General features: G+C 65.8%; 1 protein-coding gene and 1 pseudogene. Both read right to left on the bottom strand.

The features are described from left to right. Nucleotides 1–873 (bottom strand): chitinase, encoded by an 873-nt coding sequence (locus tag OP18_RS50610; protein ID WP_245635826.1) that lies wholly within the window; start codon nucleotides 871–873, stop codon nucleotides 1–3. Between the two features lie 93 nt (nucleotides 874–966). After that, nucleotides 967–1,122, bottom strand: a pseudogene (locus OP18_RS61680) (fibronectin type III domain-containing protein); the annotation flags it as partial. Between the last annotated feature and the right edge of the window lie 33 nt (nucleotides 1,123–1,155).

Here is a 1,155-nt window from a genome sequence, read left to right as displayed (position 1 = left end):
CTATCCGGTGAAGGTGGCCGTGATCTGCGTGAACTGCCAGTTGTTCTGGGCGATGCCGCTGCAGTTGGACACCACGCCACCGCCGGGGCAGGGCCGGTCCCGGTTGACCGACCAGAACGCCAGCCGGGCCAGGTGCTTGGACTGCGCCCAGTCGCGGATCTGCTGCCAGTACGCCACCGACGTCAGCTCCTGCTGGTCGGACAGCCCGTTCATCCCGGAGATGCCCATGTGCCGGTACGCCTGGTCATCGGTCCAGCCGAACGCCGACTTCAGCATCGTCTTGAGCCCCTCCGACGCGCTGACCGTGCTGTTGTACATGTTCGCGCCGCCACCGAAGTCGAACGGCATGATCGTGAACACGTCGATGTTCGCCCCGATCGACGCCGCCCGGCTGATCAACTGCTGCGCGTAGTAGCCCGGACCGGTCGTCGCGGTACCGAACGTGACGATCGTCTTGAGGTTCGGGTTGTTCTGCTTCACGATCTTCAACGCGTCCACGATCCGGTTACGCACCGTGTCGTTCTCGAACTCGTCGGTGTTCTCGATGTCGATGTCGATCGCCTTGAGGTTGTACGCGTTGATCACCGTCTGGTACGCATTCGCCAGAGCCTGCGGCGTGGAACAGTTCGGACCCAGCTTGTTGCCGCTCCACCCACCGAACGACGGGATCACATCACCACCACCGGCACGCACCTGGTTGATCACCGTCTGATCCACCCCACCGGTCAACGGACGGCTGCCGTCCCACGCCGGGGTGCACCCACCACCGGACAACACGAACGCGAGGGTGAACCAGCGGATCCCGGTCGCCGACTGCACCGTCTGCGGGTTCGGCGGGTCACCCCACTGGTACAGGTACGGCGCCGCCTGCATCCCACCCGGCGTCGTCGTCCCACCGGTCGTGGTCGCGGTGACACTGTTCGACGCACCCGACTCACCCACAGTGTTGTACGCCTTCACCGTGTACGTGTGCGTCGAACCCGCCGTCAACCCCGACACCGTGGCCGTGGTCCCGGTGACCGTCGCCCGCACCGTGGCACCCTCGTACACCCGGTAGCCGGTGACCGTACCCGTCGAAGCGTTCCACGCCAGGGAGAAGCTCGTGTTCGTCGTCGCGGTCACCCGGAAGTTCCCCGGCACACCCGGGGTCCCCGC

The sequence above is a fragment of the Dactylosporangium aurantiacum genome (assembly GCF_000716715.1).
Classification (GTDB): domain Bacteria; phylum Actinomycetota; class Actinomycetes; order Mycobacteriales; family Micromonosporaceae; genus Dactylosporangium; species Dactylosporangium aurantiacum.
The sequence above is the reverse complement of the archived record's forward strand: the minus strand, read 5'-3'. Positions and strand labels throughout refer to the sequence as shown.

Coding starts and splice junctions, on each gene's coding strand:
- OP18_RS50610 (WP_245635826.1), bottom strand. CDS start 873: ATGCAGGCGGCGCCGTACCTGTACCAGTGGGGTGACCCGCCGAACCCG.